Annotated in this window: 23 protein-coding genes; 12 read left to right on the top strand and 11 right to left on the bottom strand. The window is 59.2% G+C overall.

Annotated elements, in window-relative coordinates; genetic code table 11:
• Positions 1-41: 41 nt before the first annotated feature.
• The 4 genes from hemL (at position 42) to I7X13_RS01380 (ending at position 3670) form a co-directional block, all read left to right on the top strand.
• Positions 42-1340, top strand: a complete 1299-nt coding sequence (hemL, locus tag I7X13_RS01365; protein ID WP_198074080.1) for a glutamate-1-semialdehyde 2,1-aminomutase — start codon at positions 42-44, stop codon at positions 1338-1340.
• 141 nt (positions 1341-1481) lie between these two features.
• A complete protein-coding gene (locus tag I7X13_RS01370) occupies positions 1482-2393 on the top strand; it encodes a hypothetical protein (RefSeq protein WP_198070379.1) in 912 nt (303 codons plus the stop codon).
• Positions 2394-2452: 59 nt separating this feature from the next.
• A complete protein-coding gene (gene dcd, locus I7X13_RS01375) occupies positions 2453-2992 on the top strand; it encodes a dCTP deaminase (RefSeq protein ID WP_198070380.1) in 540 nt (179 codons plus the stop codon).
• A gap of 132 nt (positions 2993-3124) precedes the next feature.
• Positions 3125-3670, top strand: a complete 546-nt coding sequence (locus I7X13_RS01380; protein ID WP_198070381.1) for a hypothetical protein — start codon at positions 3125-3127, stop codon at positions 3668-3670.
• A 110-nt stretch (positions 3671-3780) separates the two neighbouring features.
• On the opposite strand, the gene gldC is transcribed toward I7X13_RS01380, so the two are convergent.
• Positions 3781-4125 (bottom strand): gliding motility protein GldC, encoded by a 345-nt coding sequence (gldC, locus tag I7X13_RS01385; RefSeq protein ID WP_198070382.1) that lies wholly within the window; start codon positions 4123-4125, stop codon positions 3781-3783.
• 120 nt (positions 4126-4245) lie between these two features.
• Positions 4246-5370, bottom strand: coding sequence for a DNA polymerase III subunit beta (gene dnaN, locus I7X13_RS01390; RefSeq protein ID WP_198070383.1), 1125 nt, complete (start codon positions 5368-5370; stop codon positions 4246-4248).
• A 237-nt stretch (positions 5371-5607) separates the two neighbouring features.
• On the opposite strand from dnaN, the gene I7X13_RS01395 reads away from it, so the two are divergent.
• A complete protein-coding gene (locus tag I7X13_RS01395; protein ID WP_198074081.1) occupies positions 5608-6045 on the top strand; it encodes a BLUF domain-containing protein in 438 nt (145 codons plus the stop codon).
• On the opposite strand, the gene gldG is transcribed toward I7X13_RS01395, so the two are convergent.
• From gldG to I7X13_RS01415, 4 genes are all read right to left on the bottom strand, one after another.
• A complete protein-coding gene (gldG, locus tag I7X13_RS01400; RefSeq protein ID WP_198074082.1) occupies positions 6042-7772 on the bottom strand; it encodes a gliding motility-associated ABC transporter substrate-binding protein GldG in 1731 nt (576 codons plus the stop codon). The two genes, I7X13_RS01395 and gldG, sit on opposite strands and share 4 nt — an antisense overlap.
• A complete protein-coding gene (gene gldF / locus I7X13_RS01405) occupies positions 7772-8497 on the bottom strand; it encodes a gliding motility-associated ABC transporter permease subunit GldF (protein WP_198074083.1) in 726 nt (241 codons plus the stop codon). The genes gldG and gldF overlap by 1 nt, the downstream gene beginning before the upstream one ends.
• Positions 8498-8648: 151 nt before the next feature.
• Positions 8649-9557, bottom strand: coding sequence for a gliding motility-associated ABC transporter ATP-binding subunit GldA (gldA, locus tag I7X13_RS01410; RefSeq protein WP_198074084.1), 909 nt, complete (start codon positions 9555-9557; stop codon positions 8649-8651).
• A 118-nt stretch (positions 9558-9675) separates the two neighbouring features.
• Positions 9676-10368 (bottom strand): SDR family oxidoreductase, encoded by a 693-nt coding sequence (locus tag I7X13_RS01415; RefSeq protein ID WP_198074085.1) that lies wholly within the window; start codon positions 10366-10368, stop codon positions 9676-9678.
• A gap of 27 nt (positions 10369-10395) precedes the next feature.
• On the opposite strand from I7X13_RS01415, the gene I7X13_RS01420 reads away from it, so the two are divergent.
• Complete coding sequence (locus I7X13_RS01420) at positions 10396-11193, top strand: GIN domain-containing protein (RefSeq protein ID WP_198074086.1); 798 nt, start codon at positions 10396-10398, stop codon at positions 11191-11193.
• 6 nt (positions 11194-11199) lie between these two features.
• On the opposite strand, the gene I7X13_RS01425 is transcribed toward I7X13_RS01420, so the two are convergent.
• Positions 11200-11931, bottom strand: coding sequence for an SDR family oxidoreductase (locus I7X13_RS01425; protein ID WP_198074087.1), 732 nt, complete (start codon positions 11929-11931; stop codon positions 11200-11202).
• A 90-nt stretch (positions 11932-12021) separates the two neighbouring features.
• On the opposite strand from I7X13_RS01425, the gene I7X13_RS01430 reads away from it, so the two are divergent.
• Both I7X13_RS01430 and I7X13_RS01435 read left to right on the top strand, forming a co-directional pair.
• A complete protein-coding gene (locus tag I7X13_RS01430; RefSeq protein ID WP_198070391.1) occupies positions 12022-12753 on the top strand; it encodes an MlaE family ABC transporter permease in 732 nt (243 codons plus the stop codon).
• 21 nt (positions 12754-12774) lie between these two features.
• Positions 12775-13590: an ABC transporter ATP-binding protein gene (locus I7X13_RS01435; protein ID WP_198070392.1), complete on the top strand. Its 816-nt coding sequence runs from the start codon at positions 12775-12777 to the stop codon at positions 13588-13590.
• Between the two features lie 76 nt (positions 13591-13666).
• On the opposite strand, the gene I7X13_RS01440 is transcribed toward I7X13_RS01435, so the two are convergent.
• The 4 genes from I7X13_RS01440 to I7X13_RS01455 all read right to left on the bottom strand — a co-directional run bounded on the left by I7X13_RS01440 (position 13667) and on the right by I7X13_RS01455 (position 16991).
• Positions 13667-14203, bottom strand: coding sequence for a YfiT family bacillithiol transferase (locus I7X13_RS01440; RefSeq protein ID WP_198074088.1), 537 nt, complete (start codon positions 14201-14203; stop codon positions 13667-13669).
• A gap of 102 nt (positions 14204-14305) precedes the next feature.
• Entirely contained in the window at positions 14306-14938 is a 633-nt protein-coding gene (locus I7X13_RS01445; RefSeq protein ID WP_198070394.1) for a bifunctional nuclease family protein, read from the bottom strand.
• Positions 14939-15149: 211 nt separating this feature from the next.
• On the bottom strand, positions 15150-16127 hold the full coding sequence (locus I7X13_RS01450; RefSeq protein WP_198070395.1) for an electron transfer flavoprotein subunit alpha/FixB family protein: 978 nt from the start codon (positions 16125-16127) through the stop codon (positions 15150-15152).
• A gap of 123 nt (positions 16128-16250) precedes the next feature.
• Positions 16251-16991 carry an electron transfer flavoprotein subunit beta/FixA family protein gene (locus I7X13_RS01455; RefSeq protein ID WP_198070396.1) on the bottom strand — a complete coding sequence of 247 codons (741 nt, stop codon included), beginning with the start codon at positions 16989-16991 and terminating at the stop codon, positions 16251-16253.
• Between the two features lie 154 nt (positions 16992-17145).
• Here I7X13_RS01455 and I7X13_RS01460 point away from each other — a divergent pair, with 154 nt between their 5' ends.
• The 4 genes from I7X13_RS01460 (at position 17146) to I7X13_RS01475 (ending at position 21143) form a co-directional block, all read left to right on the top strand.
• A complete protein-coding gene (locus I7X13_RS01460) occupies positions 17146-17484 on the top strand; it encodes a tetratricopeptide repeat protein (protein ID WP_198070397.1) in 339 nt (112 codons plus the stop codon).
• Positions 17485-17740: 256 nt separating this feature from the next.
• Positions 17741-18505: a DUF937 domain-containing protein gene (locus I7X13_RS01465; protein ID WP_198074089.1), complete on the top strand. Its 765-nt coding sequence runs from the start codon at positions 17741-17743 to the stop codon at positions 18503-18505.
• A 137-nt stretch (positions 18506-18642) separates the two neighbouring features.
• Positions 18643-19953, top strand: coding sequence for a TolC family protein (locus I7X13_RS01470; protein ID WP_198070399.1), 1311 nt, complete (start codon positions 18643-18645; stop codon positions 19951-19953).
• Between the two features lie 110 nt (positions 19954-20063).
• Positions 20064-21143, top strand: a complete 1080-nt coding sequence (locus I7X13_RS01475; RefSeq protein ID WP_198070400.1) for an efflux RND transporter periplasmic adaptor subunit — start codon at positions 20064-20066, stop codon at positions 21141-21143.
• Positions 21144-21175: the final 32 nt, after the last annotated feature.

A 21175-nucleotide genomic window follows, 5' to 3' on the forward strand; every position in this document is an offset into this window, starting at 1 on the left:
TCAGCATGAACGTTCCTAAACCGACCTAATAAAATCATTTCATGCCCAACCTCACCACTTCCGCTGCCCTTTTTGAACGTGCCAAAACACTCATTCCCGGCGGTGTAAACTCCCCGGTGCGCGCCTTCCGCTCGGTGGGTGGCTCGCCGGTTTTCATGCAGAGCGCCCACGGCGCCTGGCTCACCGACGTGGACGGCAATAGCTACGTCGACTTCATCAACTCCTGGGGCCCGATGATTCTGGGCCACGCGCCGGAAGTTGTGCTCGACGCCGTGCGCCAGGCTCTGCCCAACTCGCTCAGCTTTGGCGCGCCCACGCACCGCGAGGTGGAAATGGCCGAGCTGATTCGGGAAATGGTGCCCAGCATCGAAAAAGTCCGTCTTGTGAACTCCGGTACCGAGGCCTGTATGTCGGCTATCCGGGCCGCGCGCGGCTACACCGGGCGCGCCAAAATCATCAAATTTGAAGGCTGCTACCACGGCCACGGCGATGCCTTCCTGATTGCGGCCGGCAGCGGCGCCCTTACCGCCGGCGAGCCCGACTCGGCCGGCGTGACCCAGGGCGTGGCCCAGGACACCCTTACCGCGCCCTACAACGACCTGCCGGCCGTTGAAGCCCTCATTGCGGCCAATCCCAATCAAGTAGCCGCCCTCATCCTGGAGCCTGTCGTTGGCAACATGGGCCTGGTGATTCCCGCCGAAGGCTTCCTGCAAGCCCTGCGTGACCTGTGCACCCAACACGGCATTGTGCTCATTTTTGATGAGGTGATGACCGGCTTCCGCCTCGCACCGGGTGGTGCGCAGCAGCTCTACGGCATCAAAGCCGATATGACGACGCTGGGCAAAATCATTGGTGGGGGCCTGCCCGTGGGCGCTTACGGCGGCCGCGAAGACATCATGAACTGCGTGGCCCCGGCTGGCAAAGTGTACCAGGCCGGCACCCTCTCCGGCAACCCGATGGCCACCGCCGCCGGCATGGCCCAGCTGCGCTACCTGCACGAGCACCCCGAGCTCTACACCGCCCTCGAAGCCAGCAGCGCCCGCCTCGCCGACGGCACCCGCCAGATTGCCGCCGAGCTCGGCCTGAACTACACTGTGAACCGCGTGGGCTCCATGTTCAGCCTGTTTTTCACCGATAAACCGGTGAATAATCTGGACGATGCCAAGCACTGCGATACCGCCGCCTTCGGCCGCTACTTCCACGCCATGCTGGACCGCGGCATCTACCTAGCGCCTTCGCAATTCGAGGCCCTGTTCGTCTCCACGGCCATCACCGACGAGCTGGTGGAAAAATACCTGACCGCCTGCCGCGAATCATTGAAAGAAGCCCACGGCTTGTAGGTTCATACTGTCATGCTGAACGCCGTGAAGCATCTGAGTTTGTGGCGCTGGGCGGCAATTCTCAGATGCTTCACGGCGTTCAGCATCACAATCTGCAAAACAATTTATTTGGATTGAATCCAAATCCGCGACCTTTGCCCGATGCTAAAATTCCGTCTGCTAAGCCTTTTTTTGTTTTTTGCGGCGTTTGCCCACGCCGAAACGCCCGCCCAGGCCAACAAGCGCCTCTTCGATAAAACCGTCGACGAGCTGAATTTCCGCACCATGGAAACGGTGTATGACAAGTCGTTCACCCGGGGCAAATTTCCGCTCACGCTGCGCACCGCCGCCGCGCGCCGCGCCTTCGATGGCTTCGGCGATAATAAGGCGCTCAAGCAGCTGTTTCTGAACTACAACGGCATTGCCGAACGGTATAAAAACCGCTTCGGTAACGGCCCGCTCACACTGGCGGAGTTTGATAAGCAGCTGAAGTCGGTGCTGTTGGACAAGAACTTCGAGTTCTTTATTCATAACCTGCCGCGCGATGAGCGGGTATCGCTTATTCGGGCCGAGCAGCGCCTCATTCAGCAGGCCAGTGCCCAGTTCAACGACTCCGGCGCGGCGGCTGGCCCCACTGTTGCTGCTGCCGATAACGACGCCCAGCCCGAAGCCCCCGTCACGGCCCCGCTCACCACCAACGACGCCGACGGCTCACAAGCGGAAACCACGCCCGCCGCCGTAGCCGACGAAGCCCCGCTCACCAGCGCCCCCGTGGTGCCAGCCGGACCGGGGCCGCGCCACGACTGGCTTGACTACCTCACTCTGCTGCTCAGCCTGGCCAGCGCCGGGATGCTCTTCCACCTTGTCACCAACGTGTTGCCGGCTCTGAACCGCCGCATCAAGAACCTCAGCGCCGAGTCGGAGCCCGAGCCTGAACCAGAGCCCCGCAGTTTCGCCAGCCGCCTGCGCCCCAACCGCAACCCCGGTGGCCTGCGCGAAGACCGGTACGAGGACGATGAAGACGAGGAAGCGGAAGGCGAACCCGCCGGCCCGTACCGGCACGACGACGACTGATTTCTGGCCGAATCAAATTAAAAAACGGCCAACCAAATTGCCCATTACCACCCAACTCAATGATTCTTACCGACCAGCAAATCCTCGCGGAAATCGAAAAAGGCACCATCGTCATCGAGCCCTACGACCGCAGCTGCCTGGGCACCAACTCTTACGATGTGCACCTCGGCAAGTACCTCGCCACCTACCGCGATGAAGTGCTGGATGCCCGCAAGCACAACGAAATCGACACCTTTGAAATCCCTGAGGAGGAGGGCTACGTGCTCCAGCCCGGCCGCCTCTACCTGGGCGTGACGCAGGAATACACCGAAACCCATGCCACCGTGCCCTTCCTCGAAGGCAAGAGCAGCGTGGGCCGCCTCGGCATCGACATTCACGCCACCGCCGGCAAGGGTGACGTGGGCTTTTGCAACCATTGGACGCTGGAAATCAGCGTGTCGATGCCCGTGCGCGTGTACCGGAATATGCCCATCGGCCAGCTCATTTATTTCACCGTGCAGGGCGATGTGAATACCTTCTACAACCGCAAGGAAAACGCCAAATACAACGACAAGACCGATAAGCCGGTGGAGTCGATGATGTGGAAGAACAAGTGGTAGAATATAGCGTTAGGACGATGCCAGGACAATAAATCCGAACCGTGCCTCGTTTTTTTTCGTTGAATTCGGTGACTGCGCCGCTCAGGGCTGGCCCGGTCCTTGCGTAAGTGTGCAACTGAAACCCCTACGACGATGACTACGAAAACTGCTTTTGCTTCTCTTTTCCTGGCGCTTCTGGCCGGTTCTGCTGCTGCCCAGCAGGGGCCTAACAGCACCGTGGCCGTGCAGGACAAAACCCAGCCCAGCCCCCGCCTCAACCCCGTGCAAGCCCGCGCCGACCGCCTCAGCGAACAGATGGTGCGCGACCTGCATCTGAACAACTACCAGGCCACTAAGCTCCGCGCCGTTAACGCCGATAAAATCGCCAAGATGGCGGCTATCGAGCGCAAAAACGCCGGCAACCAGAAGTTGATTGACGAGCAGTGTAATGGTGTCTGCAAAGAGCGGGACCAGGAATTTCAGGCATTTCTGAGCAACGACCAATACACCAGTTACTTCGGCTCTCGCAGCGTCTACAACCGGACTGACCGGGACTTTGCCAATCAGTCGGCCAGTATTCTGCTCACCAATTCGGTGCAGAACCCGTCGCCGGCCCGCGCTAATGACGCCTCCATTGCCCCAACCAGTACCCGGCCCACCAACCGCCCGGCTGGTAACTTGGGCCGCAATGCCCGATAAGTTATAGCGCACGCTTCAGCTTGCGCCTTGAATAAAAGCCCCGTCGGATATTTCCGGCGGGGCTTTTTTTATGGAATTTCTGTTCCAGACGGCACCAGCTAAAGAATGTGCTACAGGCGCTCTTGGGTTTGCTCCTGCTTGTCGAGGTACTCCGATAGTTCCTTGCAGAGGGCGCGCATCCTAGTGGCCATTTCCTTGTCGTCGGTGGCTGTCACAATGTTCTCGGCCATCGAGCCGATGTTATCGACCACGAAGCGCTTCATCTCGTCCACGGGCATGTCCTTGGTCCAAAGGTCAATTTTCATGGTGCCGACCTGTTCCCGGTCCCACAGCGCAATGTTGATGGCCTTAGCAAAGTGGATATCCGGCCCTGCGTCGGTAGCCGACCAGCTGATGGCCTCGGGTACTTTGTTGTCGTCGAGGGCGATGCTGAAGCGGATTTCTGATTTTTTCATAACGAGTAAAAAGTTGTCATCCTGAGCGTAGCGAAGGACCTTATCAAGTCAGAACGATTGTCGTTCGGCGGTGATAAGGCCCTTCGCTACGCTCAGGATGACAGTTTTGGAGGCAAAAAGTTATACGTAGTTATTCAGCATCACCGGCATCACCAGCATCAGGATGCTTTCGTTGTCGTCCGGGGTGGTGGGCATGAGCAAGCCGGCGCGGTTGGGCGTGCTCAGCTCCAGCGTAATTTCCTCCGAATCGATGTTCGACAGCATTTCGAGCAGGAAGCGGGCGTTGAAGCCGATTTCCATGTCCTCGCCGTCGTACTGGCAGGTGAGGGTTTCCTTAGCTTCGTTGCTGAAATCCAGGTCTTCGGCCGAAACCACCAGCTCGGAGCCGGCCAGGCGCAGGCGTACCTGGTGGGTGGTTTTATTGGAGTAGATGCTGATGCGGCGCACCGAGTTCAGCAGCTCGGCGCGGTTGATAACCAGCTTGTTGGGGTTGCTCACCGGAATCACGTTCTCGTAGTCCGGGTACCGCTCGTCAATCAGGCGGCACACGAGGCGCATCTGGTTGAAGCTGAAGAAGGCGTTGCTCTGGTTGAATTCCATCTTCACCGGCGTGGCCTCGGAGGGCAGCGTGCCTTTCAGCAGGTTGAAGGCCTTGCGCGGGATGATGAGGTTGGCGGTTTGGCCGGCGCCCACGTCCTGACGGCGGTAGCGGAGCAGGCGGTGGCCGTCGGTGGCCACGAAGGTCACCTGCGCGTCGGCCAGCTGCACGAGGATGCCCGTCATGGCCGGGCGCAGCTCGTCGGTGCTCACTGCGAAAATAGTCTTGTTAATGGCGCGGGCCAGCGACGACGAGGGCATCTCAATCGGGGCCGAGCCCTTCACCACTGGCACGCGGGGGAAGTCGGCGGCGTTTTCGCCGGCCAGCTTGTAGCGGCCATTCGCGGAGCTGATTTCGATGGTATAGGTTTCCTCGTCCAGCGTGAAGGTCACGGGCTGGTCGGGCAGGTTCTTGAGGGTATCGAGCAGGATGCGGGCGGGCGCAGCAATGCGGCCAGTGTCGCGGGCCTCCACGGGCAGCTCGGTTATCATGCTCGTCTCCAGGTCGGAGGCGGTGATGGTGAGCTTGCCGGCCTCAATCTCAAAGAGAAAGTTCTCCAGGATGGGCACCACGGGGTTGTTCGTAACCACGCCGTTGATGCTTTGCAGCTGCTTGAGCAGCGCGGAGGAAGAGACAATAAATTTCATGGTGCGAGGCTGAGGTTGGGGCTAAGGGAGGGCAAAGATACGCGGCGGGGTTGGCGTTTGGAAGCCAGCTGCAAGATTGGTGAAAGACGTTTTAAAGCATAAAACAGCCGGAAAAATGACCATCAATAGCAGATTTACGTTGGGCAGCTGAAAAGTCCGGAAAGCCGTTAATTTAAACTCAGCCATTGCGCACGTTTCAGTAAGCAAAGTTCTTTGCTGATTCAATTCACTCCCCTCATGGAAACGCTGCACCATTTAGTCTACCAGAGCTCGGCTACCACCGGGCTGAACGAAGCCGAACTCACCGCCCTGCTCGCCCAGTCGCGCACCTGGAACCACGGGCACGGCCTGACCGGGCTCCTGCTCTACAGCAACGGCGACATTATGCAGGTACTGGAAGGCACAGAGAAAGAAGTGAGCTACATCTTCACCCGCATTGCGCAGGATGCCCGGCACGGCCGGGTGGTGAAATTATCCGATGGACCCATTGCGGCGCGCCATTTCTCGCAGTGGTCCATGGGCTTCAAAGCCCTGAAACCCGAGGAGTTCACTCACCTGCAGGGCTACGTCGACCCTGCAAAGGACACTTATCTAAACCAGCCGAGCCAGCACGCCGATGCCGGCCTGCATTCCGTGTTGGCCTCCTTTGTGGTCGACGAAGTGGTTCGATTCTAAGCCGCAAATGACGCGAAGCGCCGCTTGCGCCGCCACGCCCGCACGGCTCCAAACGCACCCAGCAGCGCCAGCGGCGCGCCTAGGTTCAGCAGTTGCCAGCGTCGGCGTTGCTCGGCCAGCTTCACTTTGTCGAGAGGGCGAAGGGTAATTTGCTTGCCGCGCACGGCGATGAGGCCGGTTTCATCGAGCAGGTAATCGGTGGCGTTAAGCACCAGCTCGCGGTTGGCGAATTCGGTGTTGGCGAGGCGGTCGAAGCCCAGGCGATAGGGGTTGCCGGTTTTGGGGTCGACGTCGGAGCGGATGAAGTCGCCGTCGGAAATGACGAGGATTTTGCTCGGCTTGGCGTTAGCCAGCTTCTCGGGCTGGAATTGCAGGGTACCGGGCCGGGCGCGGTTGGCAAACAGCGAAGTGAACTGGCCTTCGAGCAGGTAGCCCACCGGCTGGAAGCCCTTCTGGTAGAGCTTGGGGTTGGGCTCGAGGCGGGCGTCGTTGAAGTTGATGGGAACCGGGGCGGGCAGCACGCGGGTGTAGCGTGAGGTAGTCATCAGCGGCGTTTTGCGGATGCCGGTGGCCTTCACCGTGTCAAGGTTGCCTACGAATTTCAGGTACACCGCATCGAGGTTGCGGGTGATGGGGTGGGGGCTGAACCGGTTGATGAGCGGGTAGAGCTGCCAGGGCATAGGCTCGATTTTGGGCTTGTTGCCGTCCAGGCCAGTCACGAGCGGAATCTGGCCGCTGTTGAGGTCGAGCAGCAAGTTCTGGTTCAGGCGCAGGCCATACTTGAAGAACAGGTCGTCGAGGTTGAGGTTGTAGGGCGTGGCCAGCGAGGCCCCATTACGGCTCACGCTGTCCAAATCAACCCGCAACGCATCAACGAAAAACATGGCCCGCCCGCCCTGCGTGATGAACTGGTCGAGCTTGAACTTGTCATCTTCCGAGTACGGCGTTTTGGGCTGGGCCACCACGATAGCGTCGAGGGCGCTCAGGTCCTTCACCTTGCTCAGCGTCACCCGGAACACGTCGTACTGCTGCTGCCAGGTGCCGAGGATGTCGCCGGCCTGCGCGTTGGTCAGCTCGCCGTGGCCTTCCACCACACCGATGCGCTTGCGCAGGGCCGGCACCAGCGTGCGGATGGCACTGGCCAGCTCATATTCCAATCCTTCAATGCTTTGGTTGAGGCGCACCTCGGCCGGAGCGGCTTGGTTGCCGCGCAGCAGGAGCACCGATTTATCGTGCCCGCCCACGCTCACCACAGCGTAGGGGAAAATGATTTTCTCGACGCGCTTGCCGTTCTCAGTGGCGCCGAGATTGGTGGGTTTCAGTCCTTTTTTGAAAAGCGTTTGGTAGAAGGCGTTGCGGGCGGCTTCGGTGCTGCCGGCGCTGGGGTCGATAAAAATGTAGTTCAGGTTGGCCCCGCCGTACACCTGGAACTCGGTCAGGGTTTCCCGCACGCCCTGCTCCAGGCGGCGGAAGGCGGGCGGGAAATCGCCGGTGAGGTACACCGTGACGGTAACCGGCTGCTTGAGGTCGCGGAGCAGCTTCTTAGTAGCGTCCGACATAGTGTAGCGCTTTTCCTCGGTCAAATCGAGTCGGAAGAAGAAGCGTTGGGCAATAAAATTGAACAGCAGCAACCCGCCGATTATGGCAGCAAACGTGAGCAAGTCGCGCTGCTTGCGCGAGGTCGGGGCAGGAACCGCAGCCGGAGAAGTAGTCAACGTATTTTCCATTACCAGTTACGACTCCGTAAAGCCAGGCGCGTGGCTTGCAGCGCCACCGCCACCACGCTAAAGAAGTAAACCAAGTCCCGCGAATCAACCAGGCCCTTGCTCAGGTCGCGGTAGTGCGCCGCGATGCCCAGCTGGCTCACGTAGTAAGCCGCGCTGCCTTGCAGCACCGATGCCAGCGAATCGAACCCCGAGTACACTAGAAAGCAGCCCACCACCGCCACCAGAAAGGCAATAATCTGGTCGCGCGTGAGGGCCGAGGCCAGCACGCCAATGGCCGCGAACACCGCCGCCAGCAGCGCCAGCCCCAAATAGGAGCCCACCGTCGCGGCCGAGTCGATATTGCCCTCGGGGCTACCCAGCTTGTACACCGAGTAGTAGTAGAGTAACGTGGGCACCAGCGCCAGCAACGCCAGCAGCAGGCAGGCCAGATACTTGCCGCCGATAATCTGGCCATCCGTCAGCGGCCGCGTCAGCAGCAGCTCGATGGTGCCGGCCTTCTTCTCCTCGGCGAAGGTACGCATGGTGAGGGCCGGAATCAGGAACAGGAAAATCCACGGCGCCAGGTTGAATAATGTTTGCAGGTCGGCGTAGCCGTAATCGAGCACGCTGCTATCGGGAAAAACCCAGACGAACAGGCCCGTCGCTACCAGGAAAACCCCCAGCACCACGTAGGCCACGGGGGAATTTAGGAAGGCGTTGAATTCTTTTTGAAGGATTGTTAGCATTTATTCTCGTTTGTCATCCTGAGCGTAGCGAAGGACCTTATCACGTCCGCTTCGTCTAACCGATATCGGGTAAATCTAATGGTTTACTGCAAGTTGTTCAGTTGTCATAAGGTCCTTCGCTGCGCTCAGGATGACAGATATTTAATCTTTCTCACTTCGTCAATTCCCCAAACACCTCTTCCAGGCTCTGCTGCTCCTGCCGCAGCCCCAGCAGAATCCAGCCTTCCTGCCCGGCCAGGCGCGACACGGCGGCGCGCACATCGGTGCCCGGCGCGGTGCGCAGCAGGACCGCGCCATTGGCCGCGAGTTCGACGTGGCGCACGTTGGGGAGCTTAGCGAGCTTGGCAGTATCCACTGCGCCTTCAAATTCGGCGCGGACCACGGTTTCGCCGGCGGCGCGGGCGGCCAGCTCGGCCACCGGGCTGTCGGCCACCAGCTTGCCCCGGCTGATGATGAGCACGCGCGAGCACAGGGCCGTGACTTCGGGCAGAATGTGGGTACTGAAAATGACGGTTTTGTCCTCGCCCACCTCGCGAATGAGCTGGCGGATTTCCAGAATCTGGTTGGGGTCGAGGCCGGTGGTGGGCTCGTCGAGGATAAGCACGTCCGGGTCGTGAATCAGGGCCTGGGCCAGGCCCACGCGCTGCCGGTAGCCCTTGCTTAGCGCGCCGATTTGCTTGTTCTGCTCGCGGCTCAGGCCCACGCGCCGCACCAGCTCGTTCACGCGGTTGCGCAGGCCGGAGCCGCTCAGCCCGTGCACCGAGCCAATAAATTCGAGGTACTCGTGCACGTACATATCCAGGTAGAGCGGGTTGTGCTCGGGCAGGTAGCCCACGTGGCGGCGCACTTCCAGACTATTGGTGAGCACATCGTAGCCGGCCACGCGCACGGTGCCGGCGGTGGGGGGGAGGTAGCCGGTGGCAATTTTCATCGTGGTGCTCTTGCCCGCCCCATTCGGCCCGAGAAAACCCACGATTTCACCTTTGCCTGCCGTGAAGCTGATGTTGTCCACGGCGTTTTGGGTGCCGTAGGTTTTGGTCAGGTTTTCAATTTCTACCATTCTGAAACTGTTTGACGCAAGAACGTCATGCTGAGCGCAGTCGAAGCATCTCTACTACGCAAATAATTAATTAGTATTGAGGTAGAGATGCTTCGACTGCGCTCAGCATGACGTTTTTCTATTTAACCTGCGCTGGCCGCAGCTGGATTTCGGAAATCATCGTCGTGTCCGGCGCTCCAATTGCGTGCACAATGGCGGCCGCAATGTCTCCGGGCTGCATCTTGTGCGGGTCGGGCGTAGCGCCGGGCTCCTTGCCGTTGAAATTGGTTTCGACTGAGCCCGGCATCACGCAGGTAACGCGAATACCGGATGGCCGCACCTCCTTAAACAACGCATCCGAAAAGCCCCGCACCGCGAATTTGGTGGCGCAGTAGCCGGACATCCCGGCCGTGCCCGCCGTGCCAGCCAGCGACGCCACGTTTACGATGTGGCCCGCGTGCTGGCGTTTCATCTGCGGAAGTACGGCGCGGGTGCAGAGGAAAGTGCCCAATACGTTGGTATCAAACATGGTTTTCCAGTCTTCGGTCTTAAAACCATCAACCTCACCCATAATACCCAAGCCGGCGTTGTTGACCAGCACGTGAATTTCGGGACCTAACTCGCGCTGCGTATTAGTGAAGGCTTCGGCAATGGAGTGCTCATCCTGCACATCGCACTCAAAAAACTGTAACCGGTCGTGCACCAGGCCCGCAGGAGCAGTGCGCGCCCATCCAGCTACGGCCGCGCCACGCGCCAGCAGGGCTTCGACGGTGGCGCGGCCAATTCCTTTGCTTGCGCCCGTAACGATGGCAACTTTACCGGTGAGGTCCATTTATCTTTGGGAAAAGTAAGGCTGAATATGCGCAATACGAGTTTGCGGCCGCAAGTTAGCGGCCTGGGTGGGTTTGGGGTACTGCGTGGCATGGGCCGCATCGGATTCGGTCTTGCCCTGATGGTTGGTTTGAGCACCTGCGGCCCCGGCCACGGCACCGATTGCCTGAAAAGTACCGGCGCCATCGTCACCCAGCGCCGCGACGTGGACGCCGGCCTAGTTACCGTCACAGCCTTCGACAACGTGGACCTGCGCCTGGTACAGGATTCCCAAACCTATGCCGAAGTGCGGGCCGGCGAAAACCTCATCAGCGACATCGTATTCACCCGCAAAGGCAACGCGCTCGAAATCAATAATACCAGCACCTGCAACTGGGCCCGCAGCTACGACACGCCCCGCGAAGTGACGTTGCACGTGCCGCGCATCACCAACATGTTTTTGCGCGGCCAGGGTAATACCAGCACCGTAGGCCAGTTCGTGCAGGACACCATCTTCTTTCACCTTATTGGGGCCGGCGACATGGACCTCAACGTGAAAGCCCGCCAGCTTTATCTTGACCAATACGAGCTGGGCGATATGACGATACAGGGCACCGCCGAGCGGATGGATTTCACGTTGGGCGGCTCGGGGCGGCTTTTTGCTCAGGGCATAACGCCCAAGGTCTGCTATTTTACCCTGACGCGCGACAGCGACGGCGACGCCCACGCGCGCGCCAGCGAAACCCTCGCCGGTACCGTAGCTGGCAATGGCACACTGTACTACGGCGGCGCCCCCACGGTTACCGACATCAAAATAACCGGCAAGGGCGGCAAAAAAGCGGAATAGATTAACTCATAAATCGCCCAGCTGCGGCCGAATCAGTAGCTCTTCCACCACGGCGTGGGGCGAAAGGGAGTAGGTGGAAAATATGGCTTCGGCCACGTCCTCGGCCTGCACAAACCGTTCGGCGGGGAGCTCCACCCCGGCCCAGCTGGCCGTGAGCGTAGGGCCGGGCAATACTGCCGTCACGCGCACACCGCTGGCCTTCAGCTCCTCGCGCAGGTTTTTGGTGAAGCCCAGCAGCGCGTGCTTGGCAATGCCGTAGGAGCCGCCATTGGGGTAAGCCGTGATGCTGGCCGTGGAACAAACCGTGAAAATGTGTCCGTGCCCTTGGGCAATGAGGCCCGGCAGCAGCGGCAGCGTCACGTCATAAGCACTGAGCAGGTTCACGGCCAGCATCTGGCGCAGCTGCGAACCATCGGCCGGCTCGTCCTGCAAACGGCCGGGAACGAAGGCCCCAGCGTTGTTTACCAGCACCTCCACGGGCAGGCCCAGCGCCAGCACAAAGGCCGCGAAACGGGCGCAATCGGTTTGCTGGCTGAGGTCGGCGGGTAGCGTGTGCAGCAAGGCCCCGGGAACATCGGCCGTCAATTCGGTTGTAAGCGCGGCCAGGTCATCAGCCGAGCGGGCGCAGGTGGCCACTGGGTAGCCGGCCTGCAGGAAGCGCGCCACCACGGCGCGACCAATACCTTTGCTGCCGCCAGTGACGACAATTAATTTTTCGCTCGTTTGGGCTCTGTTCATCTGATTTACGTAAGGTGGCGAAGCCTCTGAAGTTTCGCCTGCGGCAACCGCCGCGCCCAAACTTCGGTTTTTATTTTTCAACAAATTCTCATGCTTAAAACTTTCGGCGCGTTTGTCCTTTTCCTGCGGGGCATGGTGGTGCGCACGGAGCGGTTCAGCGTCCTCTGGAACCGCACCATCGACGAAGCCATCCTTATCGGGGTCGATTCCATTGTCATCGTGTCCATCGTGTCGGCTTTTATCGGGGCCGTTACCTGCGTCCAGATTGCCTACAACCTAACCAATCCGCTCATTCCGCAGTCCACCATCGGCTATATGGTGCGCGAGATGACTATTCTGGAGCTGGCCCCCACCATCACCAGCATCGTGCTGGCGGGCAAAGTGGGCAGTAGCATCGCCGGCGGTCTGGGCACCATGCGCATCACCGAGCAAGTGTCGGCGCTGGAAGTAATGGGCATCAATTCCACGTCTTACCTCGTGCTGCCACGCATTCTGGCGGCCCTGCTCATGTTCCCGCTGCTGGTTATTCTGGCCATGCTGCTGTCCATTCTGGGCGGCTACTTGGCCGGCACCCTCACCGGCGTGATGACGGCTCAGGACTACATCGAAGGCATCCGCACCGATTTCATTCCCTACAACATCGTGTTTGCCCTCATCAAGGCCGTGGTATTCGCCTTCCTGGTTTCGGGTATTTCGGCCTTCAAGGGTTATTACACCACCGGCGGCGCCCTCGAAGTAGGAGCCGCCAGCACTGGCGCCGTAACCAATTCCATCATCGCCATCCTCATTGCCGATTTCGCTCTGGCGGCGCTGCTGCTCTGATTATTAGCTACTAGCTACCATATGATTGAAGTATCCAACATCGAAAAATCCTTCGACGGCAACCCCGTTCTGAAAGGCATTTCGTGCGTGTTTGAAACCGGCAAGTGCAACCTGTTGCTGGGTGGCTCGGGCACTGGTAAAAGCGTGCTGTTGCAGTGCATTGTGGGTTTGATGAAGCCCGATATCGGCTCCATTACCTTCGATGGCACGGTGTACACCAACAGCAAAATCGATATCCGCCAGGAAATCCGCCGCAAAATCGGGATGCTGTTCCAGGGCTCGGCGCTGTTCGACTCGATGACGGTGGCCCAGAACGTGGAATTTCCCCTGCAAATGCTGACGCCCGAAATGTCGCCCGAGGAGCGGCGCGAGCGGGTCGAGTTCTGCCTCAAGCGTGTGGGACTGGAAAACGCGGGCAACAAAATGCCGGCTGAAATCTCGGGCGGCATGAAGAAGCGCGTGGGCATTGCCCGCGCCATTGCGCCGCAGTGTACCTACCTGTTTTGCGACGAGCCCAACTCCGGCCTCGACCCTGCTACCAGCATCAAAATCGACAACCTGATTCACGAAATCACCCACGAATACAACATCACCACCGTCATCGTAACCCACGACATGAACTCGGTGATTGAGATTGGCGAGCACATCATTTTCCTGCACCAGGGCAAAAAGCTGTGGGATGGCACCAAGGACGAAATCCTAAACGCCACAGTACCCGAGCTGCGCGACTTCATCTTCAGCAGCAGCCTAGTGCGCGCCGCCAAGCGCGTCGATGAGGAAACCGAAGGCGGCATGGCCGCTTTCGCTGAAGAAAGCGAGTCCGGCGGCGGCATCTAACGCTGCCCCGCTGCTAGGCAAAAAAGCCCGTTCTCTGCGCAGAGAACGGGCTTTTTTGCCTAGCAGCAGGACGACATTATGCTTTAGGTAGCAGCATCTGCAAATGCGCCAGATGGTGCCGCCCGTGCCAGGCATAGAGCGCCAGCGCCTGGTCAAGCGTCGATTGGCGCTGGTTGCCGGGGTGATAAAAGGTGCGCTGCCACTGTTCCTCTGTTAGGTGGTATAACAGCGTCACCCAGCGCGAATGCAGCGCCTCCAGCAGCGTGAGCGACACCGTGATGGGCGTGGCGGCTACATCGGGCAGCTCAGCCCAAGCCTGCTCGTCGTAGGGGCTGATGGTGGGGTTGTCTTCCGTCAGGGCCAGGCGGAAGCGCACGTAGCTGTTGATGTGCGAGTCGGCCACGTGGTGGATTACCTGGCGGCCGGTCCAGCCGCCGGGGCGGTAGGGGTGTTGCAGGCCCTCGCCGCCTACCTGGCGGGCCATAGCCGTGAGTTGGGCCGGCAGTTCCGCCAATTGCTGAATAAGCGCTGTGCGCTCGGCGGGGGCCAGGGGGCCCGTGGGCAGTTGCGGCCGGCCGATGGGGTATTTGAGTGCGTCGAGGTTGTAATCCATGGCTGCAAAGAAAACAAAAACGCTGCCCCCGATGAAGAGGGCAGCGTTGTGGGCAACAAATTCAGGAAGACATAATCCGTGAAAACCGTCGAATCCGCGGTTTTAGCCGTTGCGCTTGTTTAGCTCGTCGCGGATTTTAGCGGCTTTCTCGTAATCTTCTTTTTCGAGGGCCTGAGCCAGCATTTTGGTGAGCTCATCCAACGAAACCTGGCCACTGGGCTCGCGGGGCTCGGGCTGGGCCCGGCTGGAACGGGGCGAGTCCGTGTCGTTGTCGTCATCCTCGTCGTCTTCGTCCTCTTCGGCTTCGCTTTCGGCTTCGTCGAGGTCGGAAAGGATGATACCGGCTTCGCTCAGCACCCCTTCCACCGTGTAGATGGGCACGCCAAAGCGCAGACCAATGGCAATGGCATCAGAGGGACGGGCATCGATATCGAAGGTCGTAGCGCCATCGGAGCACACAATGCGCGAATAGAAAACGCCTTCTTTGAGGTCGGAAATCACCACCTCCAGAATCACCACGTGTACGTGCTCAGCAAAAGACTTGAACAGGTCGTGCGTGAGCGGCCGATTGGGGCTAATCTTTTCTATTTGAATAGCAATGCTTTGTGCTTCAAACATGCCAATGATAATGGGCAAGCGGCGGTTGCCGCCCTTCTCGCCCAAAATCAGCGCGAAGGAGCCAGATTGCGACTGGCTGGACGAAAGCCCCAGAATTTCAAGCTGGATTTTTTTCAAGGGAATAAGGAACTGGGTGTCTTGGAAGCGGAAGGGGGGAGGGGCCGGGCCGAAGCCGGGAGACAGGATGTACGTGCAAATAAAGAAAAGTCCGGGCATCTGCGGCCAAAACCTGCCGTAGAAACCGGAAATGCTGAAAAAAGATTGGGGACCCGAGCCGGGGCTTCTTGCGAAAACCACCGGACCGAGTCCCCAATGCCTGCACGTAAATCTAGTTAAGGGCCTTCACGGCGGCGGTTAGCTTGGGCAATACGTCAAAAACGTCGCCCACGATGCCGTAATCGGCCGCTTTAAAGAAAGGCGCTTCCGGGTCTTTGTTGATGACCACAATCACCTTCGAACTGTTCACGCCGGCCAGGTGCTGGATAGCACCCGAAATGCCGCAGGCAATGTACAGGTTCGGCGAGATGGTAATGCCGGTCTGGCCCACGTGCTCGTGGTGAGGGCGCCAGTCCACGTCCGAAACGGGCTTGGAGCAAGCCGTGGCCGCGCCCAGCGCCTTGGCCAGGTCCTCAATGAGGTTCCAGTTCTCGGGGCCTTTCATGCCGCGACCACCCGATACCACGAGCTCGGCCTCGGGCAGCAAAATGCCGCCGGCCTGGTCCTGCATCACCACCTGCGTGGGCGCATCGGCAAAGTCCGCGTCCGACAGCTGGGCGGCGAAGCTCGTTACTTCGGCCGTTTTGCCGGCGTCGTGCTTGGCTTCGGTCGAGTTTTTCTTCACGGCAATGATTTTGCGGTCGCCGCTCAGCACCACGTCCGAAAACGCCTTGCCCGAGAATGCGCCACGCTTCACCGTGAACTGGCCGCCGTCAGTTTTGGGCAGTTCTACTACGTTGGTAGCCAAGCTGGCCTTCAGCCGCACCGACAGGCGCGAGCCTACTGCCGCGCCAATGTTGGAATTGGCCAGCACGATGATTTTAGCCTGTTCCTGCTCGGCTGCCGTAGCAATGAGCTTGGTGTAGGCATTGTTCACGAAATCCTTGAGGCGGGGCTCGGCATCGAACAGCACTTTCGTGATGCCTTGCTCGCCGAGCTTGGCCAAGTTGGCCTCATTGGCTTCGCCTACGGCAATTGCCGTGGCGGTAGTGCCCAACTGGGCAGCCACCTGCGCCCCGTAGGAGGCAACTTCGAGCGACGACTTTTTTACTTCGCCGTCAGCGCATTCAACTACAACTAATACAGACATGGTTTTTTGTTTTTGTCATCCTGAGCGCAGCGAAGGACCTTATCACGCTCGCGCCGCTGAGTTAGTTAGAGCAAACGAAGGCAGCCGTGATAAGATGCTTCCTTCGTCAGCATGACAGACGAATTAGATAACCTTTGCTTCGTTGCGGAGCAGCTTGATGAGCTCACCGGCATTTTCGGCGTCGATGAGCTTCACACCCTGCTTCTTGGGGGGCAGCGCGTACTCGGCCACGGTGGTGCGGGCAGGCTCGCCTACGGCGGGAACCACTTTCAGGGGCTTGGTGCGGGCCGTCATGATGCCGCGCATATTGGGGATGCGGGGTTCGCACATGGGCTGCTGGCAAGAGGCCACGAAGGGCGTGTTCACGGTTACGATTTCCTTGCCGCCTTCGATTTCGCGTTCCAGCGTGGCGGTGTTGCCGCTCATGTCCAGCTTCATGGCCGGGGCCACCGTGGGGATGCCGAGCATCTCGCCCACCATGCCGTGCACCTGGAAGCCGTTGTAGTCGATGCTTTCCTTGCCCATCAAAATCACGTCGTAAGCGCCTTCTTTGGCCACGGCCGCAATCTGCTCGGCCACGAAGTAGGCGTCTTGCGGCGCGGCGTTCACCCGAATGGCATCATCGGCCCCAATGGCCAGCGCCTTGCGGATGTTCGGCTCGGTGTCGGCTTCGCCCACGTTGAGGACGGTGACGGTGCCGCTACCGGCAGCTTCCTTCAACTCGATGGCGCGGGTGAGGGCGTACTCATCCCAGGGGTTAATCACGAACTGCACCCCAGCCTTGTTGAACTCCTTGTTATCGGGGGTGAAGGCAATTTTGGTGGTCGTGTCGGGCACGTTGGAAATACAAACCAGAAACTTCATCTAAGCGGGATTAGGGTGGCGAAATCGAATGAAAAAGGCTGCATGCATAACAACCTATAGTAGCTTGCCGGTTTCCGGCAGCCAATCTTTAGCGAGGGATATGCGAGGGAAAAGCCGCAATTTTGCCCCAAAGGTAAACAAAACTCCCGCCCTGATGAACACTCCTGCCACGCGTTTGCAACAGTTATTGGCTTTCTACGCCGACGACCCCACCGATGCCTTCACCATATATGCCCTGGCAACCGAATACCGCACCCAAGAGCCGGAACGCGCCTGGGAATTTTATCACAAACTCTTAACCGAGCACCCCGATTACGTGGGGACTTACTACCACGCCGGCAAGCTGTTGGAACAGTTTGGCAAGAAGGATGAGGCCGAAAAGGTGTACCGGGCCGGGCTGAAAGTAGCCCGCAGCGCAGGCCAGCAACACGCCGCCAGCGAACTGCTGCAAGCGCTGAACAGCTGCCTTGGGCTTGATTATGAAGATGATTAGCCAACGCTAAGAGCGGGAGCCCGCCAGTCAGGGCTCCTGAAATGCAGTAGTGCCGAGAATACGAGAATATTGGCTAATTGTAATTGCAGGAAAGCTGTGCCAAAGCCGTGAAAGGTGATTTCATTCGGCGGGCAATTACTTAGGTTCGTCGGCATAAAATTGAGTTTTGCCGGGCAGGTAAATCTTATGCCTTTACTGATTAGCTACTTTGCAGTGACACCGAAAGAGAGGTTCTACCACGTCTTACTGTTCTGCTATGTCTGCGTTGTTTTCTGCCATTACCCGGGCCTTTCCCAGAGAATTAATTAGCCACTTGGCCGCCCGCCTGGGCGAGGGCGAAAACGGCATGAAACGCGCCCTGCAAGGCGTGCTGCCCGTGATGATGGGCGGCATGGCCCGGAAAGCCGAAGCTTCGGATGCGCAACTGCTTTTTGAATGGAGCAACCGGGCGTATTTAACAACGCCGTATGGGCTGGGCAGCGTGACCGGGATGCTGGGCATTCTGGGAGGGGGCCAGGAAGCCGGCAGCGCCATGATGCAGGGCGAAACGCTGCTGCTAGTGCTGTTCGGCAATTCCTGGCAAACCATCGCAGCCTCGGTCAGCCGCTATGCACAGGTGAAACGCACCACCGCCAGCACCTTGCTGATGCTGGTGGGGGCGGTGCTGCCGGGCCTGCTGGGCCAGTACGCCGAGCGGAACCGCTTGTCGGCGGCGGCAGTCACGGCAAATCTTATTAGCATCAAAAACCGGTTGAATAACTTGTTGCCCGGTGACTTGCGGGCCGTGGCCGATGCCTTGGGGCTAACGGCCACCACCCAGCCAGCGAAGGGCCGCACCCGGCAGGGGCGAGTTATTTCCTGGGCCTTGATGCTTACCGTGTTGCTGGGCATGAGCAGCGTGCGCGTGGGCCTGTTGGCCCATGTACTGCCAGTGGGTTCTGCTCAGTTGGTGCATGGCTGGTGCCTGATGGCTGCGCAAGTTGCCGGCGGGATGACCCGGGCAACGCCAGCCGTGTGGTAGCCACACGACCTGCCAAGAATTGACCCCCTCAAAAATGGGCGTTCACCGAGGTTTAGAGGGCGTTCAAGGGGTAAATGAAACATTCATTTTATCCTCATACAGGTACTGGCACCTTTGTCAGGAAATCAACGCCCATTATGTCCCGTTTCCCTTTTCTGGTTCTTTTTGGAGCGTGGTGCCTGGCCGCTCAGCCGGCAGCCGCCCAAAGCACCCCGGCTGTCCAGGCTACCCCAACTGACACCGTCCGCCTGACGCTGCCCGATGCCGAGCAACGCTTCTTTCAAAACAACCTAGCCGTGCTGGCCCAGCAATACAACGTGACGGTAGCGCAGGCCCAAGCCGTGCAGGCCCGCCTCATCGACAACCCGACCATTTATGTGGAGCAGGATGTGCTGCGCCGCAAAATTTCACGCCCCACGGTGCCTGAGGGCACGGTGGGCAGCGAAGCCATTGTGACGGTGCAGCAGCTGTTTTCATTAGCCGGGCGGCGCAAGGCGGCCGGCCAGGCTGCCCAGCAAAACGCCGTGGTGGAGCAGTACAACCTGCAGGACCTGCTGCGCAACCTGCGCTACCAACTGCGCACCACGTTCTACGACCTGTATTTCAAGCAGCGGACCCTGACGGCCTACGCCATCGAAATTGCTTCGCTGACGCGCACCGTGAGCCTGTACCAGACGCAGTTTGAGAAGGGTAACATTGCCCTGAAAGAGGTTATTCGCTTGCGGGCTTTTCTGTTCACGCTGCAAAGCGAGCGGCAGAACCTGCTCAACGACGTGGCTTCGGACCAAACCGACCTGCACGTGCTGGTGCGCGATGCCACGGGTAGCCAATTTGTGCCGTTGGTGGACGTAGACAAGACCCGCGACCTAAGCCTGAAAAACTACTCGGAGCAGCAACTGGCCGATACGGCCCTGGTGCTGCGTACCGACCTGAATGCCCGCCGCGCTACGCTGGAGCAGCAAAACCTGAACCTGCGCCTCCAGCAAAAGCTGGCCACGCCCGACTTGGCCGTGGGCTACACCTACGATAAAGCCGGCTCCTACATCAACAACTACCAGGCACTAACCTTGGGCATTGCCGTGCCGATTTTCAACCGCAACCAGGGCAATATCCAGGCGGCGAAGGCCCAGATTGCCGGTAGCAAACTGCAGGTGGACCAGCAGCAGCTGGTGGTGCAGAACGAGGTGCACCAAGCCTACCAGCTGGCCGCCCGCAACGATGAGCTGTTTCAGAACACCGACCGCGACACCGCGCCATTTGCTCGCCTCATGGTGGGCATCGAGCAGAGCTACGCTAAGCGCATCCTGAGCGTGGTGGAATACCTGGACTTTTTCGAGTCCTATAAAAATAACCTGGTGCAGCTGAATACCTTGCGGGCCAACCGTGTGCGAGCTTTCGAGCAATTGAATTTTGCCGTGGGCAAGCCCATCTTCCGCGCCGACCAGTAATTTTTAAGCCGATAGCCAATGGCTATTGGGCTTCAGCTTCTCGGGCAATCAATCTCACTGTAATCATCAAAAGCTAACAGCTAACAGCTATTGGCTATCAGCTTAAAATAATGAACCGCTCCTTTCTGGCATTGCTAACCGCCGTAACCCTGGTTGGCTGCTCCAAACCCGAAGTCAAAGAAGAAAAGAAGGAGGGCTTCCGCCTGTCCGACACCATGATGCAGCAGATTGTGCTCGACACGGTGCGCCTGCGCCCGGTGCAGGACGAGCTGGTGCTGACCGGCGAAATTGCCACCGACGGCGACAAAACCGTGAAGGTGTACCCGCTGGTGGGCGGCGTAGTGGAGCAGCTAAAAGTGCAACTCGGCGACAAGGTGAGCAAGGGTCAGGTGTTGGCCGTCATCAAATCGGGCGAGATTGCCGATGTGCAAAACCAGACAACGGCCGCCAGCTCTGACCTTGACATTGCCCGCAAGAACCTGGCCGTGGCCGAGGATATGTTCAAAGCTGGCCTGAACTCGGAGCGCGATGTGGTATTGGCTCGCGCGGAAGTAACCAAAGCCCGCGGCACGGTGGGCAAAAACGTGAAGCAGCTCAGCGTGTACGGCATCGGCAAGGATGGCATGTACGAGTTGCGAGCCCCGATTTCGGGCTTTATCACTGAGAAGAATGCCACCGACCATGAGCAGTTTAATAACGACAACGTGGGCAACCTGTTCACGGTGAGCGACCTGGACGATGTCTGGATTATGGCCAACGTGTTCGAGTCGGACATCTCGAAGGTGAAGGAAGGCTACTCGGCCGATGTGACTACACTGAGCTACCCGGACAAGCACTTCCGGGGCAAGATTGACAAGGTGTTCAACGTGCTCGACCCCGACAGCAAGGTGATGAAGGTGCGCGTGCGCCTCGAAAACCCCGGTTACCTGCTCAAGCCCGAGATGTACGCCCAGGTGCGAGTGGAGAATACGGAAGGGGCGAAAGCCCTGGCCGTGCCCGCCAAATCGGTGGTGTTTGATAAGGACCGCAACTTCGTGATGGTGTACAAGGACCGCACCCACGTCGAAACCCGCCCCGTGACCATCAGCAAAACCGTGGGCGACTACAGCTACGTGAGTTCTGGCCTGAAGCCCGGCGACGTGGTGATTGCCAAGGACCAGCTGCTCGTGTACGACGAGCTGAATGACTAAATTTTAGGGGCTTGGGGACTTAGGGTCTTGGG

This window comes from Hymenobacter negativus (assembly GCF_016056375.1).
In the GTDB taxonomy this organism is placed as follows: domain Bacteria; phylum Bacteroidota; class Bacteroidia; order Cytophagales; family Hymenobacteraceae; genus Hymenobacter; species Hymenobacter negativus_A.